Genomic DNA, 15,990 nt, shown 5'->3' on the forward strand with positions numbered 1-15,990 from the left:
TCCGGGCCGTGCCCGGGCCGGGATCAGAGCGGCGGGCGGAAGGGCTCGGTGCCGGCGGCGAGCCGCAGGCCGTCGATGCCCGAGGTGCGCCGGGCGAAGGCCAGCTCGCGGGCCAGGTCGCCCAGGCCGTTGGTGCCGGCCAGCGGCGCGAGCGCGATCGTCGACAGCGTGCCGAAGGCCCGGCCCTCGGCGTCGAGGAAGCCGCTGCCCGAGTCGCCCGGCACACCGGGCGTCAGCGTCAGCACGTCGGAGCTCCACGGGCTGGTCGCGCCCAGCGACGTGCCCACCTTGGGCGAGAGCAGCGTGGTCGGGCGCAGGCTCGACTGGCCGTAGCTGCGCACCACCTCGCCGGCCGCCGGCGAGGATTCGGCCAGGCCCACGGGGCCCCCGGAGAACGGCACCGACGGGTTGACCTCGCGCACGTCGGCGGCGTCGACCTTCACCAGCGCGAAGTCGTTGAAGGCGCAGGCGTCGGCGTTGCTCGTGCCCGCGGCGCGCATCGCCCGCCAGGAGGAGTAGGCCAGGCGGCCGCGCCCCAGCGTGGTGCCGCCCCCGGCGAGCGTGGCGCCGGTCGCGAAGCGCACCCGCGTGCCGAGCGGCACCGAGGCGGTGCTGCAGCCGTCGGTGTCGGTGGCCTCGCCGAGGCCGGCGCAGTGGGCGGCGTAGCCGACGTAGACCCCGCCCCGGGCGTCGGTGAAGACGAAGTTGCCGGTGCACTGCGCACCGGAGGTGAACATCTGCACGCCGGGGTGGATCGTCGCGGTCTCCGCCGGCGCCCAGGAGGTGACCCGCGCGCGCCGGTCGGCGGCCTCGGCGCCCGGGGTGACCACCAGGCCGGCGACCAGGGCCAGCAGCGCCAGCAGCGCCAGCAGGGCCAGCAGGGGGCGCGTCGCGAGCGCCGGGGCGAGGGCGGGGCGGGAGGGACGCAGGCTCGCTCGGGAGAGGGACATGACCCCCCAACGAGCGACGACCCCGTCCGGCTACGCGGACGGGGTCGTCGGATCGGCGGCGGCTGGCCGCCTCGGGGCACCGGCCTCAGAGCACCGGATCGAAGGGCTCGGTGCCGAGCACGAGGTCGAGGCCGTCGATGCCGGAGTGCTGCTGGGCGAAGGCCAGCTCCTTGGCCAGGTCGCCGATGTTGTTCGAGGCCGGGAGCGGCGCCAGGCCGAGGGTCGACAGCGTGCCCACCGCGGTGCCGTCGGCGCTGAGGAAGCCCGACCCCGAGTCGCCGGGCACGCCCGGGGTGACGGTGTAGAGCGGGTGGGTCCAGCCGTCGGTGGCCGGGTCGTCGCCCAGGCTCGCCCCGGTCTTGGGCGAGAGCAGCTCGAGGCCACCGCGCAGGCTCGAGTTGCCGTAGGAGTGGACCCGATCGCCGGCGGCGGTGCCGTCGGTGTCGATGCCGGTGGGGCCCCCGAAGAACGGCACCGAGGGGTTGACCTTGCCGACGTCGGCGACGTCGACCCGCACGAGGGCGAAGTCGTTGTAGGCGCAGGTGTTGGCGTCGCTGGTGCCGATGCGGTCCATGGTGTCCCACGAGGAGTAGGCGAGGGTGCCTGCGCCGAGCCGGGTGCCCTCCCCGAGCAGGCTGCCGCCCTCGTTGAAGGTGACGCGGGTGCCCAGCGGCAGCGAGTCGGCGAGGCAGCCGTCGGTGTCGGTGGCCGCGCCGGTGCCGGCGCAGTGGGCGGCGTAGCCGACGTAGAGGTTGCCGGCGGCGTCGTCGAAGACGAAGTTGGAGGTGCACTGGGCGCCCTCGGTGTACATCTGGGTGCCCGGCGTGATGGTGGCCTCGGCGGCGGGCGCGAAGGCGCCGGGGTCGGTCTGCGCCGACGCGGTCGTCGAGGTGGCCAGGGCGGTGCCGAGCGCGGCGCTGCCGAGCAGGGCCACGGCGGCGGCCCGGCGCGAGCCGGGGCGGGTGGTGCGGGGGGTCGGGGTCCTCATCGGGCTGGGTGCCTCCTGTGGTGGGTCGCGGCCACGCGGAGGTGACCCACGACACGGTTGGGTACTCCTCCAACGACCATGGCCCGTCCGGGTCACGCGCCTGGCCCGGACGGGCCAGGCGGCGCTGGGGTCCGCACGCGCAGCGGCGCCCGCCCCCGGGCCGGGGACGGGCGCCGCTGCAGGCTCACCCGGCGGGTGCGCCGGGGGTCAGTACGACGGCTGGCTCGGGTCGATCTGGTTGACCCAGGCCACGACTCCGCCGCCCACGTGCACGGCGTCGGAGTAGCCCGCGCCCTTGACGATGGCCAGCGTCTCGGCCGAGCGCACGCCGGACTTGCAGTGCATGACGACCTGCTTGTCCGACGGCAGCTGCTCGAGGGCCGAGCCGTTGAGGAAGTCGCCCTTGGGGATCAGCACCGAGCCGGGGATCCTGTTGATCTCGTACTCGTTGGGCTCGCGCACGTCGACCAGGACGAAGTCGCGGCTGCCCTCCTCGCGCTCCTTGAGCATGTGCTCGAGCTGGGTCACCGAGATGGTCGACCCGGCGGCGGCGTCGGCGGCCTCCTCGGAGATGGCGCCGCAGAAGGCGTCGTAGTCGATGAGGCCGGTGACGGTGGGGTTCTCCCCGCACAGCGCGCAGTTCGGGTCCTTGCGCACCTTCAGCTTGCGCCACTCCAGCTCGAGGGCGTCGTAGATGACCAGCTTGCCGACGGCGGGGTCGCCGATGCCGGTGAGCACCTTGATGGCCTCGTTGACCTGGATCGAGCCGATCGCGGCGCAGAGCACGCCCAGGACGCCGCCCTCGGCGCAGCTGGGCACCATGCCCGGCGGCGGGGGCTCGGGGTAGAGGCAGCGGTAGCAGGGCGCCTCGGCGCTGGTGCCGTCCTCGAGCTCGGCCTGGGGCCAGAAGACCGACGCCTGGCCGTCGAAGCGGTAGATGGAGCCCCACACGTAGGGGATCCCCAGGAAGTACGCCGCGTCGTTGACCATGTAGCGGGTGGCGAAGTTGTCGGTGCCGTCGACGATGAGGTCGTAGCCCTCGAAGACCTGCATGACGTTGTCGTTGTCGAGGCGCTCCTCGTGCAGGACGACCTCGACGTAGGGGTTGGCCTCGGCGATCGACTCCTTGGCGGAGACCGCCTTGGACTTCCCGATGTCGGACTGGGTGTGGATGATCTGGCGCTGCAGGTTCGACTCGTCGACCTCGTCGAACTCCGCGATCCCGAGGGTGCCGACGCCGGCGGCGGCGAGGTAGAGCAGGGCCGGGCTGCCGAGGCCGCCGGCGCCGATCACGAGCACCTTGGCGTTCTTGAGGCGCTTCTGCCCCGTCATCCCCACGTCGGGGATGATCAGGTGGCGGCTGTAGCGGCGGACCTCGTCGATGGTCAGCTCGGGGGCCGGCTCCACGAGAGCTGGGAAGGACACAGGGGCTCCTCGGACGGTCGGTGGTGGACGAGGGTCAGAACGCTTCGACGCCCACGCGTGTTCCCGGCCATGCTCCCGGCCCGGTGGGCGGCTGCCGCGCCGCGTCCCGTCATCCGGACCGAGGTGACCTGCGGGTAGCATCGCGCCCTGCACGAGTGCGGCGCCGGGCGCCGCGGGACCTCAGCGAGCAGGAGCACCGCGTGACCACAGGCCAGCACCCCTCCGACACGGCGCGCGCCGACGTCGACCAGGCCCGTCCCCGCGGGGGCCGGATGCCGCGTCGCGAGCGTCGCACCCAGCTGCTGGGGTCGGCCCTCGAGGTCTTCGTGGCGCAGGGCTACCACGCCGCCGCCATGGACGACATCGCGGAGCGCGCCGGGGTCTCCAAGCCGGTGCTCTACCAGCACTTCCCCGGCAAGCTCGACCTCTACCTCGCGCTCCTGGACTCCTCCTGCGACGCCATCATCGACAACTGCCGCCAGGCGCTGCTGTCCACGCAGGACAACAAGCAGCGCGTGGCCGCCGCGATCGACGTGTTCTTCGAGTACGTCGCCGCCGAGTCGGGCGCCTTCCGGCTCGTCTTCGAGTCCGACCTCACCAACGAGCCCGCCGTGCGCGAGCACGTCGACCGCGTGACCACCGAGTGCGCCACCCTCATCGCCGAGGTGATCCGCGACGACACGGCGCTGCCCGACCCCGCCTCGCGTCTGCTGGCCGTGTCGCTGGTGGGAATGGCGCAGGTCAGCGCGCGGTTCTGGCTCACCGAGGCCGGCGGCATCGACCGACCCGACGCCGCGGCGCTCGTGGCGGGCCTGGCCTGGCGCGGGATCCGGGGCTACCCCAAGGCCGACGAGGCCTGATCCCCACCCGGGTGGGAGCATCGAGCCTGCACGTCCCCGCACACCCCACCGCACCACCCAGACGACTCACAGGAGGACCCGTGGAGGTCAAGATCGGCATCCAGCAGGCAGCACGCGAGCTGGTCGTGGAGACCGACGAGAGCGCCGAGGCCATCGGACAGCTCGTCGCCACCGCCGTCGACGCCGGTGGCGTCGTCACGCTCCGGGACAGCAAGGGCCGCACGGTCATCGTGCCCGCCGCCAAGCTGGCCTACGTCGAGATCGGCAACAGCGTCGCCGGACAGGTCGGCTTCCGCAGCTGATCGCGAGGAGGGGCCGGGTGCCCGTTGCCCCGGCCCCCCACGGAGGAGGACCATGAGCGTCGTGGACGTCGATGCGATCCTGTGGTCCCTCGTCGGTGGCACCGTCGTGGCGCTGCTGGCGCTCTGGGTCGCGCGGGGTGGCCGCGACGACTCCCCGCTGTGGCTGGTCGTGCTGGCCGGCATCGCCGCCGCGGCCCTGGGCACCCTGGCGCACGGCGCGGTCTACGACCGGGCCGTGACCGGCTTCGACTGGTGGCGCCACGCCTGGCAGCTCGCGGCCTCGGCGATCGGGGTGTCGCTCACCCTCGCCCTGCTGCGCGGTGAGCGCACGCGTCACCGCGCCGCTCGCTGAGCGCCCGGACCTCGCTCAGCTCTCGAGGCCGAGCTCGGCCATCCGCTCGGTGTGCCGCTCGGTCAGCCGGGTGAACATCCGCCCGATGGCGGCGAGGTCGAGCCCCGGCACGTCGGCGCCGCCGGCGAGCAGCGACGACAGGGCGTCGCGCTCGGCGGCCACGCGCTGGGCCTGGGTGAGGGCCTCCCCCATGAGCCGACGGCCCCACAGCGCGAGCCGGCCGCCGAGGCGCGGGTCGGCGGCGATGGCCGCGCGCACCCGGTCGACGACGAAGGCGGCGTGACCGGTCTCCTCGACCGAGGCCAGCACGAGGTCGCGGGTGTCGGTGTCGAGGAAGGCGGCGATCTCGCGGTAGAAGTCGTCGGCCAGCCCGTCGCCGACGAAGGCCTTCACCAGACCCTCGTACCAGTCGGCCGGCGCGGTGTGCTCGTGGAAGAGCTCGATCGGCTCGCGGAAGGGGGCCATCGCGGCGAACGGGTCGGCGCCCAGCGCCGTGATCCGCTCGTGCAGCGGGGCGACGCGGGTGAACTCCGCCGCGGCCTTGCCGGCCACCGCCACCTTGTCCTCCAGCCGGGGGGCCAGCTTGGCGTCCTCGGCCAGCCGCTCGAAGGCGGAGATCTCGCCGTAGGCGATGGCCCCGAGCAGCTCGACGACGGCCTCGCGGTAGGCGGGGTCGTCGAGCGCGAGCGGGGTGTCCTCGCCGCCCGGGGCGCCGGCCGGGTCCGGCCGGTCTGTCGATGGGGGCATGGTCGCACCCTACCGATAGACTCGGGCGCAGGGCGCCGTGCCCGCCGGGCGCGAGCGGCCCACGTATGTGCGCGGCTGACGCTGTCGAGAGCTACCTGCACCGCTGACTGGGGCAGCCCGACGAGTCCGCCGCATCCGGACTCCCGGCCCCTCACCCGCGCCGGGCTCACGAAAGCGATGAGACCACTGACCACGTTCCGAGAGCTCGGGGTCCTCCCCGACATCTGCGACGCGCTCGAGCGCGCCGGCATCACCACCCCCTTCGCCATCCAGGAGATGACGCTGTCGGTCGCCCTCATGGGCACCGACCTGATCGGCCAGGCCCGCACGGGCACCGGCAAGACCCTCGCCTTCGGCATCCCGGTGCTGCAGCGCAGCGTCGCCCCCAAGGACCCCGACTACGCCGAGATCCCGCAGGGCAAGCCGCAGGCGCTCATCGTCGCGCCCACCCGCGAGCTGGCCCTCCAGGTCTCCAGCGACCTCGCCATCGCCAGCAAGGACCGCGGCCTGCGCGTCCTCACCGTCTACGGCGGTGTGGGCTACGACGGCCAGCTCGAGGCCCTCGAGGCCGGCGTCGACGTCGTCGTCGGCACCCCCGGGCGACTGATCGACCTGGCCAACCGCCGGGCCCTCGACCTCTCCCACGTGCACGCCCTCGTGCTCGACGAGGCCGACGAGATGCTCGACCTGGGCTTCCTGCCCGACGTCGAGCGCATCCTGCGGATGACCCCCGAGACCCGCCAGACCATGCTGTTCTCGGCCACCATGCCCTCCGCGATCGTCGCCCTGGCCCGCACCCACATGCGCCACCCGATGAACATCCGCGCCGAGTCCTCCTACGACACCACCCTCGTGCCGGCCACCGCGCAGTTCATCTACCAAGCCCACGACCTCGACAAGCCCGAGATCATCGGGCGCGTGCTCCAGGCCGAGGACGCCGAGAAGATCATCGTCTTCACCCGCACCAAGCGGCAGTCGCAGCGCATCGCCGACGACCTCGCCGAGCGCGGCTTCAGCGCCAGCCCGCTGCACGGCGACATGGCCCAGGTCGCCCGCGAGAAGGCCCTCGCCAAGTTCCGCGAGGACAAGATCCGCGTGCTCGTCGCCACCGACGTCGCGGCCCGCGGCATCGACGTGCGCGGCGTCTCCCACGTCATCAACTACACCTGCCCCGAGGACGACAAGACCTACGTCCACCGCATCGGCCGCACCGGCCGGGCGGGTGCGACCGGCACGGCGATCACCTTCGTCGACTGGGCCGACGTGCAGCGCTGGAAGCTGATCAACAAGACCCTCGACCTGCCCTTCGACGAGCCGGCCGAGACCTACTCCACCTCTCCGCACCTCTACACCGACCTCGGCATCCCGGCCGGCACGAAGGGCCGCGTCGTCGACCCCGCCCCGGTCGAGCGCAAGCCCCGCGAGGAGCGGGGCGGCGACCGCGGTGGACGTGGCGGCGAGCGCAGCGACCGTGGGGGCGACCGCGGAGACCGCCCCGCGCGCAACCGCAGCCGCACCCGCTCGCGCGGTGGCGACTCCGGTGGCTCCGCTGCGGGCGCCGCGCCGACGACGGGCCCCGCCACCGACGCGCCCGAGGGCTCCGCCGAGGGCGGTGCTCCCCGCACCCGTCGCCGCCGCCGCAGCCGCGGCGGCTCCGGCCAGGGCGGCCAGGGCGAGGGCTCGGCCCAGGCCGCGGCCGAGACCGCCTGAGCCAGCAGCACCACGCACGGCCCGCCGGTCCGCCGGCGGGCCGTGCGGCGTCCCGGGTGCAGGCCGGTCAGGCCGTGACGACGACCTCGGTGCCCAGCGGCGCGAAGGCCCACATCAGCCGCGCGTCGGAGCGCTGCTGCCGGATGCACCCGTGCGACTGGGGGGTGCCGAGGTCGAGGCGGCTCTGCACGCGCTCGCCGTCGTCGACCGGGATGTCGTGGAAGCCGATCGCGGCACCGCTCGGGCCACGGGTGAAGCGCACGAAGTAGCGCATCGTGCCGGAGTCGTCGATGCCGATCGCGTCGAGCGAGCGCGACCAGACCTCGTAGGTGCCGGGGTCGAGGTTGTCGGTGAGGCTCCCCGAGACCAGGTACGTCGACGCCACCGCGCCGGAGCCCTCGACCAGCCAGACGCGCTGGCGCGACTCGCTGAAGACCACGCGCCGCCCGCTGCCCGAGCGCGCGGGCAGGGTATCCATCGCCCGCCGCAGCGCGGCGGCGCCCTCACCCCACGCGGCCGCGGGCGCGCCGGCCACCGCCGGGTCCTCGGCCTCCGGCTCCGGCTCGGCCCCCGCCCGCGGTGGAGCGCTCTCGAGCGCGACGACCGGCGCCTCCTCCTCGGCCGACGAGGGCAGCACGCCCGTGCCGCCGAGGACGGCCACGGCCGTGACGAGGAGCGAGGAGCCGAGGGCGGCGAGGCGCCCGTAGCGCGGGCCGCCCCGGCCGCTCCCGGTCAGCCGGCCGGTCATCTCAGGCCGTCGCCCTCGGGCGCTGCGAGCGGGTCACCAGGTTGGCGGCGACGGCGCGGTAGGCCTGGGCGCCCTTGCTCGTGCGGCTCGTGGCCAGGATGGAGCGGCCGGCGGCGGGCGCCTCGGCGAACTTGATCGTCTTGGGGATGGGGGGCTCGACCACCTCGAGGTCGTAGGTCTGCGAGATGGTCTCGAGCACGGTGCGGGCGTGGTTGGTGCGCCCGTCGTAGAGGGTGGGGAGGACGCCCCAGACCTCGAGGTCGCGGTTGGTGAAGCGGCGCACGTCGTGCACGGTGTCGAGCAGCTGGCCCACGCCGCGGTGCGACAGGGTCTCGCACTGCAGCGGCACCAGCACCCCGTCGGCGGCGGTGAGGGCGGCGACGGTGAGCACCCCCAGCGAGGGCGGGCAGTCCAGCAGCACCCAGTCGTAGCCGGCGTCGGCCTCCTCGAGGGCCTCGACCACCCCGCGCAGCACGTGCTCGCGCCCGGTGCGGGTCAACAGGTCGGCCTCGGCCCGCGCCAGCTCGATGGTGGCCGGCAGCAGGTCGACGCCGTCGTCGGTCTCGATGACGACCTCGAGCGGGTCGACGCCCTGGGTGAGCACGTGGTGCACCGACAGCTCCAGCACCTCGGGGTCGATGCCCAGGGAGAAGGTCAGGCAGGCCTGGGGGTCGAGGTCGACCAGCAGCACCGTGTGGCCCAGCTCGGCGAGCGCCGCACCGATGGAGGCGACCGAGGTGGTCTTGGCGACGCCGCCCTTCTGGTTGGCGATCGCGAGTGTCGTGGTCATCACCGCCCATCATGCCGGACGCGGGCCCGCCCGTGTCGGACGCTCGCCTGCCGTCACCCGCCTGCTGTCACGGTCCTGCTGTCGTCGGCCTGCTGCCCCGCGCCTGCTTCACTGGTCGCCATGTCCTCCCCGCAGCCCGACCGCCCCGCGGGCACCGCCCTCGTCACCGGACCCACCGCCGGCATCGGCCGCGCCTTCGCCGAGCAGCTCGCCGCCCGCGGTCACGACCTCGTGCTCGTCGCCCGCGACACCGCCCGCCTCGAGGGGGTCGCCACCGAGCTGCGCGCCGCCCACGGGGTGGCGGTCGAGGTGCTCACCGCCGACCTCGCCGACCGCGGGCAGCTGCTCCGCGTCGAGGAGCGGCTGGCCGACCCCGCACGCCCCGTGGAGCTGCTGGTCAACAACGCCGGCTTCGGCCTCAAGCACCGCTTCCTCGACAACTCCGCCGACGCCGAGACCGCGATGCTCGACGTGCTCGTCACCGCGGTGCTGCGGCTCAGCCACGCCGCCCTGGGGCCGATGGCCGAGCGTGGCCACGGCGGGATCGTCAACGTCTCCAGCGTCGCGGCCTTCCTGCCGCGCGGCACCTACTCGGCCGCCAAGGCCTGGGTCAACCAGTTCGGGGCCTGGGCCTCCCACGAGTACGCCCCGCGCGGCGTGCGGGTCATGACGCTGTGCCCGGGCTTCGTCAGGACCGAGTTCCACGCGCGCATGGACGTCTCGCGCGGCTCCGCGCCCGACCTGCTGTGGCTCGAGGCCGACCGGCTCGTGCGCGACGCGCTCGCCGACTACGACCGCGGCCGCAGCCTCTCGGTGCCCAGCGCGCAGTACAAGGCGATCACCGCGCTGGCCCGGGTCGTGCCCGGCGGCGTGCTGCAGCGCTTCCAGGGCCTGGGCCGGCGCTGACCGGCCCGGTCAGGGCAGGAGGAGCGGCTGCGGGGTCGCGCGGCCCGAGCGGGCCGCGGCCGCGGCCGCGAGCTCGAGCAGGCGGTGCAGCTGCTCGGGGGGCGTGGTGTGGCAGCCCAGGTCGTGGTCGACCTTGCCCGTGCCGTGGTGGTCGCTGGACCCGGTGGCGACCAGGCCGAGGTCGGTCGCGATCGCGCGCAGCCGCTCCCGGGCCGCCGGCGCGTGGTCCTGGTGGTCGACCTCGATGCCGGCCAGGCCGCGCTCAGCCAGCGCCGCCAGGGTGGCCGCGTCGGGGCGCTCGTCGCTGCGCCGGCCCCACGGGTGGGCGATCACGCTGACCCCGCCCGCGCCGGCCACCGCGTCGATCATGTCGGTCAGCGGCGCGGCGTAGCGGTCGACGTAGGCGGGACGGCCGGGGTTGAGGAAGCGGGTGAAGGCCTCGGTGCGGTCGCCGACGACGCCGCGCTGCACGAGGGCGTCGGCCACGTGGGGCCGGCCGCTGGCGGCGCTGTCGCCGGAGACGGCGGCGACGTCGGCCTCGGTGATCTCGATGCCGAGGGCGTTGAGGCGGGCCACGACGTCGGGCACGCGCGACACCCGCCCCTCGAGGATGCGGGTGAGCCCCTCGGCCAGCGGCGGGTACGTCGGGTCCGGCAGGTAGGCCAGCAGGTGCACCGACTGGCCCTCGTGGCGGGTGCTGATCTCCATGCCGCGCACCAGCCCGATGCCGACGTCGGCGGCGGCGCGCTCGGCCTCGGCCCAGCCCTCGGCGGTGTCGTGGTCGGTGAGCGCCACCACGTCGAGGCCGGCGGCCGCCGCCGCCCGCACCAGCTCGTCGGGCGACTGGGTGCCGTCACTGGCCCGCGAGTGGGTGTGGAGGTCGATGCGCACGCCCCCACCCTAGGACCACCCCACCGACAGGGCCGTCGCGTCCGGGCATGATGACGCCTATGGGGAGTCACCGAGCCGACCGCACGCCGCCCCGCTCCCCCGCCGCCACCGCCGCGGCCGTGGAGTCGGGCCACGGTCACTCCCACGGCGGACCTCCCCCGGCGCTCGACGTGGGCCTGCGGGCGCGGGCGGTGCTGCTGGGCCTGCTCGCCGTGGGCGCCGTGGTCACCCTCGTCGGGCTGGTCGTGCTGTGGCCCGCGGCCTCCGACGCGCCCGAGGAGGTCGACTTCCTGCGCAGCGGCACCACCACCCTCACCGCCCCCGTCGTCGACGTCGGTCCCTCCTGCCCGGTCCTGGTCGACGGCGAGCAGGGCTCGCGCGAGCCGCCGCCGGAGGACTGCGACACCCTCACCGCCGACGTCGGGGGCGAGGACGTCACCCTCGGCGTCCCGCCCTACGTCGGCCGCTCGGGCCTCGTGGCCGGCGACACGGTCCGTCTCATCCGGCTGCCGGCCTCCAGCACGCCCGACGGCCAGGTGGGCTACGGCTTCGCCGGGGTCGAGCGCACCCTGCCGCTGGGGCTGCTCGCGGGCGCCTTCGTGGTGCTGGTCGGCCTCGTGGCCCGGCTGCGCGGACTCCTCGCGCTGGTCGGCCTGGGCCTGGCCGCGCTGGTCATCGCCCGCTTCCTGCTGCCGGCGCTGCTCGCCGGCGGGTCGGGCTGGGCCGTGGCCGCCGTCGGCTCCGCCGCGATCATGTACGTCGTCCTCTACCTCGCCCACGGCCCCTCGCTGCGCACCAGCGCGGCCCTGCTCGGCACCCTGGCCGGCATCGGGGCCACCGCCCTCCTCGGCGTCTGGGCGGTCGGCGCGGCGCGGCTCTCGGGCATCAGCGACGAGACCGGGGAGGTGCTCGCGACCTACGCCCCCGCCCTCGACAGCCAGGGCGTGCTGGCCTGCGCGGTGATCATCGCCGGGCTCGGGGTGCTCAACGACGTCACGATCACCCAGTCCTCGGCGGTGTGGGAGCTGCGCGCCGCGGCGCCGGAGCTCTCGCGGCGCCAGCTCTTCGGCAGCGCCATGCGCATCGGGCGCGACCACATCGCCTCGACGATCTACACGATCGTCTTCGCCTACGCCGGCACCGGCCTGGCCGTGCTCATGCTGCTCAGCCTCTACGACCGGCCCTTCCTGGAGCTGCTGGCCGACGAGTCCATCGGGGTGGAGATCGTGCGCACCCTGGCCTCCGCGGTCGGGCTGGTGCTGGCCGTGCCCCTCACCACGGCCGTCGCGGCGCTGACGGTCGGCGGGGCCGTGGTGCCCGAGGACGCCTGACCCGCCCCCTGCTGCCCCCGCCGCGGCTCACCAGGCGGGGGCCGGCCCCCCGAAGGGCAGCTCGACCAGTCCGGGGCCGAGCGCGGAGACGTCGCGCAGGTGCCACTCGCCGTGCAGGAGGAGCACCGCCGGTGCGGGCCGCACGACCACCCACAGCCACCTCCCGTGGGCCTCCCCCGCGAGCACCGAGCGGTCCCACTCGCCGTCGGCCGCGCTGGTCGAGACCGCCCACAGCGGCACCTGCTGGCCCTCGACGCGCAGCCGCACCACCGGCGCGGCTCCCCCGATCTCGTAGCCCGGGTCGGTGTGGGGTGCGCCCGCCACACGCGCCCCGAGGCCGGTGCCGGCCTCCTCGGTGACGACCACGACGTCGACCGGGCCGTCGGCCTCCGTGGTGCCGGTGCAGGCGGTGAGCACCGCCCGCGCGACCCCCGGTCGGGCCGCGACCACCCCGAAGCCGGTCACCGACCAGTCGGGACCCAGCGGCCAGGGCAGGAGGCTGGGCAGGTCGCCGGCCATCTCGAGGTGGTCGGTGAAGTCGGCGTAGCCGACCTCCGAGGGGCGCCACAGCGGTGCGGCGGCGCCGTGCTCGGGGCAGGACCAGAGCCCTGGGCCCTGCTCCGCGGGCAGCGGAGCGACGGGGGCCGGGCAGCGGGGGCAGGCTGCGGAGAGCGGCACGCAGCCACGGTGACCGCCTCGGGCCCCGCCGTCAAGGGCCGCCGAGGGCCGCCGAGGGCCGTCAAGGGCCGCTCAGGCGTTCCACCGCAGGACGACGGGAGTCTCCCGCTCGTGGCCGAGCACCGAGACCGTGGCGGTGTCGAGGCGCAGCAGCCGGCCGTCGGCCACCGGGAGGTCGAGCCACCGCGCCGCCAGGGCGCGCAGGGAGTGGCCGTGGGCGAAGAGCAGCACGTCGCCGTCGACGCCCCGCGCCCGCGCCACGACCCGGTCGAGGCGCCGCGACACGTCGGCGGCGTCCTCGCCGCCGGGGCAACCGTGGGTCCACACCGTCCAGCCCGGCACGTCCTCGCGGATCGCGGGGGTGGTCACGCCCTCGTAGTCGCCGTACTCCCACTCGCGCAGGTCGTCGTCGACCTCGGCCGAGGCCCAGCCGGCCAGCTCCGCCGTGCGCCGCGCGCGCAGCCGCGGACTGCTCAGCACCAGGGCGAAGTCGCGCCGCAGCCGCCCGGCGAGGCCGGCCGCGACCTCCTCGCCCTCGGGCAGCAGCGGCAGGTCGGTGGTCGAGGTGTGCCGACCCTCCCGGCTCCACTCGGTCTCCCCGTGCCGCACCAGCCAGACGTCGCCCATGGCGTCATCCTGTCAGCCGACCCCGAGGCGGCCCCGACGCGGCCCCGGAGCGGTCACGGGCGGTCACGACTCGGCCAGCACCACCACGCGGTCGCCGGGGAGCACCGTGAGCAGGTCGGACTTGGCCGGGTTGAGCCGGACCCCGAAGTCCTCGCCCCGCACGGCCAGCGCTGTCGACGTCCAGCCCAGGGCGGTCTCGCCGCGGCGCGACGCACCGGCCACCACGCTCGCCCACGCGACCGGCGCGCCGGGTGCGACGTACCAGTGGGCCGGGCGCAGGTAGACCTCGCTGCCCTCGGAGCCGAGCAGCTCGGCGAAGACGTCCTCGAGCCGACCGTCCTCGGAGAGCTGGGTGACGATGAGGCTCACGATCTCGCCGCTCACCACGACGTCGTCGATGTCGGCGACCTGGGCGAGCAGGCGGTTGCGGTCGTCCATCATCTCGCTGACCACCGCGGTCTGGTGCTCCCGGCGCGAGAGGATGTCGCGCACGTGCAACAGCGTGACCAGCGTGCGGGCGTCGGCGGCCTGCGCGTCCAGGTGGTCGGAGTAGCACAGCACCAGCACCTGGTCGAGGCCCTCCACGACGTGCTGCTCCAGCACGGCGCGGTCGGTGGTGCCGGCGCGCACGACGCTCACCGCGAGGTGCTCGAGGTCGGCGGGCAGCACCGGGTCGCCGTGGGTGGTCACCACGGTCAGCGTCGAGCCCGGCTCGGCGTAGTGGTCGAGCTCGCGCAGCATGATCGGGGCGCGCTCGTTCCACCCCAGGAGCAGGGCCCGCGTGGGGTGGGCGTCGGTGCCGTCCTCGACGCCGAGCACCGCGGGGTCGGGACGGGTCCGGGCGACCTCGGCGCCGGCGAGCACGCCGTCGTCCTCGGCCACCACGATGAGCGTCGCCGTGCCGACCAGGGCCGAGGGCGGCGGGTTGAGGCGCGTGACACCGCCGTCCAGCAGGCCGATCACGGTGGCCCGCTCGTAGAACAGCTGCGCCTCCTCGTACGTCGCGCCCGCCAGCCCGTGGTCGGCGAGGAAGTAGATCTCGTCGCCGTCGTAGTCGAAGAGCTCGGTGTAGACCGCGGCGGCACCGGACTGGCGCGAGGTCTGCACGACCAGCTTGGCCACCGTCTCGCGGATGTCGAGCAGCGAGGTGCGCCGGGCGCCGACGAGCCGGGCGACCTCGAGGTTGGACGGGTCGCGGATCTCGGCCACGATCCGGGGCCCCTCGGAGCCCTCGTGGGTCAGCGCCAGGAGGGTCTTGACGACCTCGCTGTCGGGATCGTCGGAGTCGGGCGCCAGCAGGATGACCGAGCGCGCCGTGGCGTGGCTGCTGACCGCGAGCTCGTCGACGTCCATCGGCGAGCCCGACCGGCACACCACCCGCGTGCCGCGCAGGTCGGGCACCTTGGCACGGATCTCGTCCTCCATCTCGACCTTGTCGCGGTCGGCGAGCACGACCACCACGGGTCGTCGCCGGCTCTCGTTGGCCAGGGCCAGCTCGCGCAGGATCGTGAACACCGAGTCCGACCAGCCGAGCACCACGGTGTGGTCGCGCTCGAGCACGATGGAGCGCCCGCGGCGCAGGTCGGCCAGCCGCGCGTCGATCCCGGCGGCGATGACGCCGATGAGGGCCGAGACCACGAAGAGCCCGGCCACGGTGAGCAGGAGCATGGCGGCCACCAGCCGCCACGGCGCCTGCTCCTCCCCCGCCACGGTGCCGGGGTCGAGGGCGTGCAGCAGGGCGGAGAAGACCTCGTCGGCGAAGCTGCGGTCGGCGACCGGGTCGTCGGCGCCGCGCAGGCCCAGGAGGCTGACGGCCGCGGCGAAGGCCACGACCAGCACGGCGGTGACCGCGGCCAGCCAGCCGACCAGCGCCGGCGTGCCGCGGGCCATCGAGTTGTCGAACCGGTAGCGCAGGCGCTCGCCCGGCCGGGGCGGACGGGTGCCCAGCCGGGTGGCCGGGGCGGTCCCGGCCACCCGGGCGGTGGGCGCGGCGGTGCGACGCCTCAGCTGTGGTGCGGTGCGGGCCATGGTGGGGATGGTGCCCCACCCCGCCCGTCGCCGGCAGCGGAACGCCGCGGGTCAGGCCTGTGGTCCGGCCCAGTTCTTGTCCGGCTGCGGCACGGGGCGCCCGGGCTGCTCGCCACCGCGCTGCGTGAGGTAGTTCTCCTTCGGCACCATCACCTTGCGCCGGAAGACGCACACGACCTTGCCGTCCTGGTTGTAGCCGATGGTCTCGACGTGGACGACGCCACGGTCGTCCTTGCTCGTCGACTCCGTCTTGCCCAGCACCGTGGTCTCGCCGTACAGGGTGTCGCCGTGGAAGGTGGGCGCCACGTGGCGCAGCGACTCGACCTCGAGGTTGGCGATCGCCTTGCCGGAGACGTCGGCCACGCTCATCCCCAGCAGCAGGGAGTAGACGTAGTTGCCCACGACGACGTTCTTGCCGAACTGCGTGGTCTCCCCGGCGTAGTTGACGTCGAGGTGCAGCGGGTGGTGGTTCATCGTGAGCAGGCAGAACAGGTGGTCGTCGTACTCGGTCACGGTCTTGCCGGGCCAGTGCTTGTAGGTCGCTCCGACCTCGAACTCCTCGTAGCTGCGGCCGAACTGCATGGGCTCTCCTCTGGCTCGGGCGTCGGGCGTCGTCGTGCACCCGCTCGCGGTGTCGCACGCCATGGTGGCGCACGC

17 protein-coding genes are annotated in these 15,990 nt (G+C 74.7%); 6 read left to right on the plus strand and 11 right to left on the minus strand.

Features of this window, described 5'->3' with window-relative positions:
* Positions 1-23: 23 nt before the first annotated feature.
* From IR170_RS03415 to moeZ, 3 genes are all read right to left on the minus strand, one after another.
* On the minus strand, positions 24-950 hold the full coding sequence (locus tag IR170_RS03415; protein WP_227488399.1) for a hypothetical protein: 927 nt from the start codon (positions 948-950) through the stop codon (positions 24-26).
* Positions 951-1,035: 85 nt separating this feature from the next.
* Positions 1,036-1,938, minus strand: coding sequence for a hypothetical protein (locus IR170_RS03420; RefSeq protein WP_227488400.1), 903 nt, complete (start codon positions 1,936-1,938; stop codon positions 1,036-1,038).
* Between the two features lie 207 nt (positions 1,939-2,145).
* Positions 2,146-3,363 (minus strand): adenylyltransferase/sulfurtransferase MoeZ, encoded by a 1,218-nt coding sequence (moeZ, locus tag IR170_RS03425; protein ID WP_193661194.1) that lies wholly within the window; start codon positions 3,361-3,363, stop codon positions 2,146-2,148.
* 272 nt (positions 3,364-3,635) lie between these two features.
* Here moeZ and IR170_RS03430 point away from each other — a divergent pair, with 272 nt between their 5' ends.
* From IR170_RS03430 to IR170_RS03440, 3 genes are all read left to right on the plus strand, one after another.
* Positions 3,636-4,223, plus strand: a complete 588-nt coding sequence (locus IR170_RS03430) for a TetR/AcrR family transcriptional regulator (protein WP_056864596.1) — start codon at positions 3,636-3,638, stop codon at positions 4,221-4,223.
* A gap of 80 nt (positions 4,224-4,303) precedes the next feature.
* Complete coding sequence (locus tag IR170_RS03435; RefSeq protein ID WP_056864000.1) at positions 4,304-4,525, plus strand: DUF3107 domain-containing protein; 222 nt, start codon at positions 4,304-4,306, stop codon at positions 4,523-4,525.
* Between the two features lie 52 nt (positions 4,526-4,577).
* Positions 4,578-4,877, plus strand: a complete 300-nt coding sequence (locus IR170_RS03440; protein WP_193661195.1) for a hypothetical protein — start codon at positions 4,578-4,580, stop codon at positions 4,875-4,877.
* 15 nt (positions 4,878-4,892) lie between these two features.
* On the opposite strand, the gene IR170_RS03445 is transcribed toward IR170_RS03440, so the two are convergent.
* The gene (locus IR170_RS03445; protein ID WP_056863998.1) at positions 4,893-5,624 is read right to left on the minus strand and encodes a ferritin-like fold-containing protein; all 732 of its coding nucleotides are present in this window, start codon (positions 5,622-5,624) and stop codon (positions 4,893-4,895) included.
* Positions 5,625-5,801: 177 nt separating this feature from the next.
* On the opposite strand from IR170_RS03445, the gene IR170_RS03450 reads away from it, so the two are divergent.
* The gene (locus tag IR170_RS03450) at positions 5,802-7,334 is read left to right on the plus strand and encodes a DEAD/DEAH box helicase (RefSeq protein WP_193661196.1); all 1,533 of its coding nucleotides are present in this window, start codon (positions 5,802-5,804) and stop codon (positions 7,332-7,334) included.
* Positions 7,335-7,401: 67 nt separating this feature from the next.
* Here the strand turns inward: IR170_RS03450 and IR170_RS03455 are convergent, their stop codons facing one another.
* Together IR170_RS03455 and IR170_RS03460 are read right to left on the minus strand one after the other, a co-directional pair.
* The gene (locus tag IR170_RS03455; protein WP_193661197.1) at positions 7,402-8,082 is read right to left on the minus strand and encodes a L,D-transpeptidase; all 681 of its coding nucleotides are present in this window, start codon (positions 8,080-8,082) and stop codon (positions 7,402-7,404) included.
* 1 nt (position 8,083) lies between these two features.
* Complete coding sequence (locus tag IR170_RS03460) at positions 8,084-8,872, minus strand: ParA family protein (protein ID WP_193661198.1); 789 nt, start codon at positions 8,870-8,872, stop codon at positions 8,084-8,086.
* Positions 8,873-8,992: 120 nt separating this feature from the next.
* On the opposite strand from IR170_RS03460, the gene IR170_RS03465 reads away from it, so the two are divergent.
* The gene (locus IR170_RS03465) at positions 8,993-9,778 is read left to right on the plus strand and encodes an SDR family NAD(P)-dependent oxidoreductase (protein WP_193661199.1); all 786 of its coding nucleotides are present in this window, start codon (positions 8,993-8,995) and stop codon (positions 9,776-9,778) included.
* 9 nt (positions 9,779-9,787) lie between these two features.
* Here the strand turns inward: IR170_RS03465 and IR170_RS03470 are convergent, their stop codons facing one another.
* Entirely contained in the window at positions 9,788-10,669 is an 882-nt protein-coding gene (locus IR170_RS03470) for a PHP domain-containing protein (RefSeq protein WP_056863994.1), read from the minus strand.
* A 59-nt stretch (positions 10,670-10,728) separates the two neighbouring features.
* On the opposite strand from IR170_RS03470, the gene IR170_RS03475 reads away from it, so the two are divergent.
* Entirely contained in the window at positions 10,729-12,000 is a 1,272-nt protein-coding gene (locus IR170_RS03475) for a YibE/F family protein (protein WP_227488401.1), read from the plus strand.
* 27 nt (positions 12,001-12,027) lie between these two features.
* Here IR170_RS03475 and IR170_RS03480 read toward each other — a convergent pair whose 3' ends face one another.
* The 4 genes from IR170_RS03480 to IR170_RS03495 form a co-directional block, all read right to left on the minus strand.
* The gene (locus tag IR170_RS03480; RefSeq protein ID WP_193661200.1) at positions 12,028-12,678 is read right to left on the minus strand and encodes a DUF6758 family protein; all 651 of its coding nucleotides are present in this window, start codon (positions 12,676-12,678) and stop codon (positions 12,028-12,030) included.
* A 72-nt stretch (positions 12,679-12,750) separates the two neighbouring features.
* The gene (locus tag IR170_RS03485; protein WP_056863992.1) at positions 12,751-13,305 is read right to left on the minus strand and encodes a histidine phosphatase family protein; all 555 of its coding nucleotides are present in this window, start codon (positions 13,303-13,305) and stop codon (positions 12,751-12,753) included.
* Positions 13,306-13,368: 63 nt separating this feature from the next.
* Positions 13,369-15,333: a CASTOR/POLLUX-related putative ion channel gene (locus IR170_RS03490; RefSeq protein WP_193661201.1), complete on the minus strand. Its 1,965-nt coding sequence runs from the start codon at positions 15,331-15,333 to the stop codon at positions 13,369-13,371.
* Between the two features lie 51 nt (positions 15,334-15,384).
* Positions 15,385-15,978: a MaoC family dehydratase gene (locus IR170_RS03495; RefSeq protein ID WP_324251266.1), complete on the minus strand. Its 594-nt coding sequence runs from the start codon at positions 15,976-15,978 to the stop codon at positions 15,385-15,387.
* Between the last annotated feature and the right edge of the window lie 12 nt (positions 15,979-15,990).

Source organism: Nocardioides kribbensis (assembly GCF_015070375.1).
In the GTDB taxonomy this organism is placed as follows: Bacteria; Actinomycetota; Actinomycetes; order Propionibacteriales; family Nocardioidaceae; genus Nocardioides; species Nocardioides kribbensis.